This window comes from Actinomycetota bacterium, from assembly GCA_005774595.1.
In the GTDB taxonomy this organism is placed as follows: Bacteria; Actinomycetota; Coriobacteriia; order Anaerosomatales; family D1FN1-002; genus D1FN1-002.
The window spans coordinates 1-6636 of the sequence record VAUM01000085.1; the positions used below are offsets into that span (position 1 = coordinate 1).

At 69.9% G+C, this 6636-nt stretch carries 9 protein-coding genes; all 9 read left to right on the forward strand.

Annotated elements, in window-relative coordinates:
- A partial coding sequence (locus FDZ70_04890) for a polyphenol oxidase family protein (protein ID TLM77901.1) occupies positions 1 to 513 on the forward strand: 513 nt, incomplete at its 5' end.
- Positions 510 to 1379, forward strand: coding sequence for a phosphate ABC transporter substrate-binding protein (locus tag FDZ70_04895; GenBank protein TLM77902.1), 870 nt, complete (start codon positions 510 to 512; stop codon positions 1377 to 1379). The genes FDZ70_04890 and FDZ70_04895, both read left to right, overlap by 4 nt.
- Before the next feature lie 32 nt (positions 1380 to 1411).
- Positions 1412 to 2266: a phosphate ABC transporter permease subunit PstC gene (gene pstC, locus FDZ70_04900; GenBank protein TLM77909.1), complete on the forward strand. Its 855-nt coding sequence runs from the start codon at positions 1412 to 1414 to the stop codon at positions 2264 to 2266.
- Positions 2267 to 2268: 2 nt separating this feature from the next.
- Positions 2269 to 3099: a phosphate ABC transporter permease PstA gene (gene pstA, locus FDZ70_04905; protein TLM77903.1), complete on the forward strand. Its 831-nt coding sequence runs from the start codon at positions 2269 to 2271 to the stop codon at positions 3097 to 3099.
- Positions 3096 to 3887, forward strand: coding sequence for a phosphate ABC transporter ATP-binding protein (gene pstB / locus FDZ70_04910; protein ID TLM77904.1), 792 nt, complete (start codon positions 3096 to 3098; stop codon positions 3885 to 3887). Before pstA ends, pstB begins: the two co-directional genes overlap by 4 nt.
- A gap of 88 nt (positions 3888 to 3975) precedes the next feature.
- Positions 3976 to 4632 carry a phosphate signaling complex protein PhoU gene (gene phoU / locus FDZ70_04915; GenBank protein TLM77905.1) on the forward strand — a complete coding sequence of 219 codons (657 nt, stop codon included), beginning with the start codon at positions 3976 to 3978 and terminating at the stop codon, positions 4630 to 4632.
- Positions 4633 to 4646: 14 nt separating this feature from the next.
- A complete protein-coding gene (locus tag FDZ70_04920; protein TLM77906.1) occupies positions 4647 to 5324 on the forward strand; it encodes a YggS family pyridoxal phosphate-dependent enzyme in 678 nt (225 codons plus the stop codon).
- A gap of 45 nt (positions 5325 to 5369) precedes the next feature.
- The gene (locus tag FDZ70_04925; GenBank protein TLM77907.1) at positions 5370 to 5942 is read left to right on the forward strand and encodes a cell division protein SepF; all 573 of its coding nucleotides are present in this window, start codon (positions 5370 to 5372) and stop codon (positions 5940 to 5942) included.
- The coding region (locus FDZ70_04930) for a pyrroline-5-carboxylate reductase (GenBank protein TLM77908.1) at positions 5943 to 6636 on the forward strand (694 nt) is incomplete at its 3' end.

The following is a 6636-nucleotide window of genomic DNA, read 5'->3' on the forward strand; positions in this document are numbered from 1 at the left end:
GTCGTCAGCAGGGCGCCGGTTCCTGACGCGGACGCCCTGCTGACGACCGTGCCCGGCGTGCCGCTCATGATGTTCTTCGCGGACTGCGTGCCGGTTGTGATTGTGGCGTCCGGCCCGGTCCGGACGGTCGCGATCGCCCACGCGGGCTGGCGCGGCGCGGCCTCTGGCATCGCCGGCAAGACCGCCGCCGCCGCCGCCGCAGAGGCCGGCTGCGCGCCCGGCGACCTGCTCGCCTTCGTCGGTCCGCGCATCGGCCCGTGCCACTACGAAGTGGGCCCCGACACCCTCTCGTATTTCGCACATCCCTCTGCTACGATGCGCGCGGCTCCGGGTCGGTTGGACCTCGGAGCCGTGGTGTGCGAGGACCTCGCGAACGTCGGGATCCAGCCCGGATCGATAGCCGTGACGGACGCGTGCACCGCCGAGATGACGGACCGGTTCTACTCGTATCGAGCGGAGGGCGAGACGGGTCGACACGCGGCGATCGCGGTGCTGCTGACCCCGAAACCATGAACCGGACCGCGCTGTCCCCCTCCCGCATTCTCGCCGCCGCACGCGCGCTGGCCGCTGCGGTCGTGCTGGTCTCCGCAGGCTTCGTCGCCGTCGGCTGCGACATCTCCGTGGGCCGCGCCCACGAGCTCGTCATCACCGGCTCGACCACAGTGCTCCCGATCGCCGAGATCTCCGGCAAGGAGTTCGAGGAGTCCCACCCCGGAGAGCGCGTGCTGGTCTCGGGCGTCGGCTCGTCGGCAGGCATCGAGGCGGTCTCGAAGGGCACGGCCGCCATCGGAACCTCGTCGCGGGACCTGAAGGACGAGGAGAAGGGCCTCGGCCTCTTCGACACGCCCGTCGCCTACGATGCGATCGTGGTCATCGTGAACCCGGCGAACCCCGTGACCGGACTGACGAAGGACCAGGTGCGCGCCATCTTCAAGGGCGAGATCACCAACTGGTCCGAGGTGGGCGGTCCGGACGAGTCCATCGGGCTCGTGAACCGCGACGAGGCGTCGGGCACGCGGGAGGCGTTCTTCAAGATCGTGATGAAGAAGGAGCGCTTCGCCGACAACGCGGTCATCCTGCCCGGCACCGGCCAGGTGCGCGCGGTCGTCGGCGATGCCGAGGGCGCCATCGGCTACATCTCGCTCGGATTCGTCACACCGGAGGTCAAGGCCCTCGCCATCGACGGTGTCGCGCCGAGCCCCGCCACGGTGGAATCGGGCGAGTACCCCGTCCAGCGCACGCTCCACGCGTTCACGAAGGGCACGCCCACGGGCTTGGCGAAGGAGTACCTCGAGTACCTGCTCTCGACCGAGGTCCAGCAGGGGACGGTCCGCGAGGCGGGCTTCCTGCCGGTGCGGCCGAAGGATGCGGTCCGATGAGCCCCGAGCAGCCTCACTCCGAGTTGCAGCTGATGTCGCGCGGCACCTACCTGCGCGAAGGCGCGCTGCGGACCCTCTTCTTCGCATGCGCGTGCGTCGCGGTGGCCGCCGTGGCGCTCATCTTCCTGTTCGTGGGATGGCGGGGGTGGCCGGTGGTGACCGACATCGGTCTCGGCGCGTTCCTCACGGGCGCGCGCTGGGCGTCCTCCGAGAAGGCGTTCGGCATCCTGCCGCTGGTGGCCGGGTCCGGCGCGGTGGTGCTCGGCGCGCTGGCGCTCGGCTCGCCGCTCGCCGTGGCGACGGCGGTGTTCCTCTCCGAGATCGCGAGCCCGAAGGTCCGCGCGGTGGTGCGGCCGGCCGTCGAACTGCTCGCCGGGATCCCCTCGGTCATCTACGGCTTCTTCGGGCTCGTCGTCCTACGCCCGATCGTCGCGGATCTGACGGGCGGGCTCGGGTTCGGGCCGTTGACGGGCGCCGTCATCCTCGCGGTGATGATCGTGCCGACCATCGCGACGCTGACCGAGGACGCGCTCGGCAGCCTGCCACCGGGTATCCGCGAGGCGTCGTACGCGATGGGCGCCACCACGTGGCAGACCATCCGCCGTGTGCTCCTGCCCGCTGCCAAGGTCGGCATCATCGATGCGATCGTTCTCGGCATGGGTCGCGCGGTGGGGGAGACCATGGCGGTGCTCATGGTCGTCGGCAACGCGACCCAGTTCCCCCACGGGCTCGGCGAGCCGGTGTCGACGCTGACGAGCCAGATCGTCATGGACATGCCGTACGCCGCCGGTCCGCACCGCACCGCGCTGTTCGGGATGGCGGTCATACTGTTCCTGGTGTCGATGGGCCTGGTCGCAACAGTCAGGCTCATGTCGAGGTTGAAGTAGCGATGAACCGGAACCTCGCCAACAGGATCGCCGTCACGACGCTGTGGGTCTCGGCCATGACGACCGTCGCGATGCTGGTCGGCATCATCGGCTTCGTGGTCGTCAACGGCATCGGCGCACTGTCACTCGAGTTCATCTTCACGTGGCCCAGGGGCGTGAACATGGAGGGCGGCATCTGGCCGACCATCACCAACACGCTCTACGTGACCGCGCTCGCGATGCTGATCGTGACACCGGTCGGCGTGCTCGCGGCCGTCTACCTCGCCGAGTATGCGGTCGAGGGCCGGGTGGTGCGCGCCATCCGGTTCGCAGCGGACTCGCTCGCATCGGTGCCGTCGATCGTCATGGGCCTGTTCGGACTGGCGCTGTTCGTGGAGGCGTTCCACATCGGGTTCTCGATGATCTCAGCGGCGATGGCGCTGTCCTTCCTGATGCTGCCGATCGTCATGCGCGCGACCGAGGAGGCCATCCGCGCCGTGCCGCGCTACATCCGCTGGGGTTCCTACGGCCTCGGCGCGACGAAGTGGCAGACGGTGAGCAAGGTCGTCCTTCCGGCTGCCGCGCCGCGCATCCTCACGGGGCTGATCCTGGCGACCGGCCGCGCGGTCGGTGAGACCGCGGTCGTGGTCTACACGATGGGCCAGGACATCAGCCAGGCCGTGTGGCCGTGGCAGTCCGGCCGGCCGATGACCGTGCACCTGTACATGCTGGCCATGGAGGGCATCAACCTGAAGGCGGCGTACGGCACCGCCCTGCTGCTGATGCTGCTCATCCTCGCCTTCAACCTCACAGCACGCTGGATCGTGCGCCGGAGCAGGAGGTTCGCCGAATGACCGACACGAACGGGCCGCGCGCGAAGTTCGAGGTCAGGGACCTCGACTTCCACTACGGGGCGTTCAACGCGCTCACCGGGATCACGGTCGACATCGCCGCGAACGCCGTGACGGCGTTCATCGGTCCCTCGGGCTGCGGCAAGTCCACCTTCCTGCGCTGCCTGAACCGCATGAACGACCTCATCCCGGGCACGAAGGTGGGCGGCAAGGTGCTCCTCGACGGCGCCGACTGCTACGCGCCGGGCGTGGACCCGGTCGACCTGCGCCGCCGCGTCGGGATGATATTCCAGCAGCCGAACCCGTTCCCGATGTCGATCTACGACAACGTCGCGTACGGGCCGCGCCTCCACGGGACGAAGGCCAAGTCCGATCTCGACGACATCGTCCGCACCTCGCTCGAGAAGGCGAACCTGTGGCGCGAGGTGAAGGACATCCTCGGGCGGGGCGGGCTCGAACTGTCCGGAGGCCAGCAGCAGCGCCTCTGCATCGCTCGCGTGCTCGCGGTGCAGCCCGAGGTGATGCTGATGGACGAGCCCTGCTCAGCAATCGACCCGACGAGCGTCCAGAAGGTCGAGGACCTGATGGGCGAGTTGCAGGACGAGGTCACCATCGTCATCGTCACGCACAACATGCAGCAGGCGGCCCGCGTGAGCGACTACACCGCATTCTTCCTGCAGGAGCGGGTGAACGAGGCCGCCGAGCTCATCGAGTTCGGCGCCACCTCGCACATCTTCACGAGCCCCGACGACAAGCGGACCGAGGACTACATCACGGGGCGGTTCGGGTAGGGGCGTTCGGATCGGGCAGTGCGGCGACGGCGCGGCGCGAGCGGGTGTACCATCGGACAGGGTCGTCAGGCGCGAGAGGCGAGAAGTCATGCGCGAGGGATTCCAGCAGGTGCTCGAGGGCCTCACCGAGGAGGTGCTCGGGATCTCACGGATCGTGGGCGCGCAGGTGCGCGGCGCGGTGAAGGCGGTCATCGAGGACGACACCGAGGCCGCCGCGGCCATCATCGCTGCGGACGACGAGGTCGACGACCGGTGCCTCGGCGCCGAGGACCGCATCATCGAGATCACGGCCACCCAGCACCCGGTCGCGCGCGACCTGCGTCTCCTGTGGTCGCTCAACCACGTGCTCACCCACCTCGAGCGCATGGGCGACCTGGCCACGAACATCGCGAAGGTCGTGCGCCGCAGCGAGGGCCGCCGGGCGTCGCAGACGCTCTACGACCTGCTGCAGGCGCAGGGCAACCTGGTCGTGCGGCTGCTCGAGGCGTCGATGGAGGCGCTCGAGAAGGGCGATCTCGAGCTCGCGAAGCGCCTGCCCGAGATGGACGAGCCGATCGATCACCTCCACAAGCAGTTCTTCCGCGAGATGTCGCGCGTGCACGACGAGGGAGACGCCGAGGTGGCTTCGATGCTGGTGCTGGCGTCGCGGCACCTCGAGCGGGTCGCGGACAACGCGGTGGACATCGGCGAGCGGGTCTCATACCTGCTGACCGGTCACCACCGCCGCACGGACGAAGCAGGGTAGCGGGTCTTACGCAGATGAGCGCGATCGCTGAGCGCTACCGCGCGGTGATGCGGCGCATCGCCGACGCGGCCGACATGGGCGGGCGCGACCCGCGCGAGGTGACGCTCGTCGCCGTCACGAAGACGGTCGGCGTTGCCGAGATCCGCGACGCGATCGCCGCGGGCATCATCGACATGGGCGAGAACCGCGCGCAGGAGTTCGTCGGCAAGCATGGGCTGTTCCCGGACGTGAACTGGCACTTCATCGGCTCGCTGCAGACCAACAAGGTGCGCGACGTCGTCGGCCGCGCATGCCTCATCCACTCGGTCGACTCGGGGCACCTGCTCGACGCGATCGACCGGCGAGCCGCCGAGAAGGACGTCGTCCAGCCGGTCCTGCTGCAGGTCAACGTGTCGGGCGAGGCGTCCAAGCACGGGCTCGCGCCCGACGATGCCGAGGAGGTCCTGCGGGCCGCTGCCGACATGGAGCACGTGGCCGTGCGTGGGCTGATGACGATGGCCCCGTTCGGCCGGCCTGAGGACGTCAGATGGGTGTTCCGCGAGTGCGCGGCGCTCTTTGCGCGTCTGTGCGCATTGCGCTTGAATGGCATAGAGTTGACGGAGCTCTCGATGGGCATGACCAACGACTTCGAGGTGGCCGTCGAGGAAGGCGCGACGATCGTCCGCGTCGGCAGGGCGATCTTCGGCAGGTAGAGGCACTCACCGGCGCCGCCCGCGGCGCCGCGGAAGAGGCGGAGGATGGCTGTGGGACTGTTCGATCGGCTCAAGTCGCGGCTGGGGCTCTCGCCCGAGGCGGACGAGGAGTACTACGAGGAGGACGCCTTCGACGAGGGCGACGACTCCGGCGACGATCCCGAGGGCAGCTCGCGCCGCCACCTGTACCGGAGCCCGTACGGCGAGGAGACCGGGCACGTCAGGCGCATCGACCGGGGCCCCGATCTCGACCGTGCGCGTGATGCCGGACTCCGCGCCGTGCCGAGTGTCGAGCCGTCGCCCGCCGTGACCGCCCGTCCCGCTGCAGCCCCGGCCCAGATGAACATGTACGTCTGCGAGCCGAAGAGCTATTCGGAGGCGCAGGTCATCGGCGACCGGTTCAAGGCCGGCACCCCGGTCATCATGAACCTCACACACACCGAGTCCGCGGCCGCCAAGCGCCTCTTCGACTTCGCGTGCGGGCTGACCTACGGCCGTGACGGCACCCTGCAGAAGATCGCCGAGCGCGTCTTCATGCTCACGCCGGCGAACGTCAGCGTGTCGGCCGAGGACCGCCGCCGCCTCAAGGACACCGGCCTGTTCACGTTCGAGGGCTGAGTGCAGGCGCGCATGCGGCCGGGCCGCACAGCAGTCATCGGCGGGGGCCGGATGGGCACCGCCATCGCCGCCGGACTGGCCGAGGTCGGGTTCGGGGGCGACGACGGCCTCGTGGTCGCCGAGCCGGACGCTGCGCGGCGCGCCCTGCTGGAAGCCGAGTACCGCATCCGCTGCGTAGAGGACGCTGCCGAGGCGGTGCGGGACGCGGCCACCGTCGTGCTCGCCGTCAAGCCCCAGGTCATGGACGGCGTGGCCGCATCGCTCGCGGACGCGCTCGCGCCCGGCGCGCTCGTGGTCTCGATCGCCGCGGGCATCCCGACGGCGCGGATCGAGGCGCTGCTGCCGGCGGGCACGCCGGTCGTGCGCGTGATGCCGAACACGCCCGCGATGGTCTACGAGGGCATGAGCGTCGTGAGCGCGGGGGCGCGTGCGACGCGCGAGCATCTCGAGCAGGTCATCGAGCTGTTCGGCGTTCTCGGGACCGCGATCGTCGTGCCGGAGTCGCTGCAGGACGCGGCGACGGCCGTCTCGGGCTCCGGGCCGGCGTACTTCGCCCGGTTCGCCGGCGCGCTCGCGGCTGCGGGCGAGGCGAACGGGCTCGCGCCCGACGTCGCGCTCGAGCTCGCGGTGCGCACGATGCTCGGCACGGCCGAGCTGCTGCTCGCCGGCCACACCACGCCGGCCGAGCTCGTGG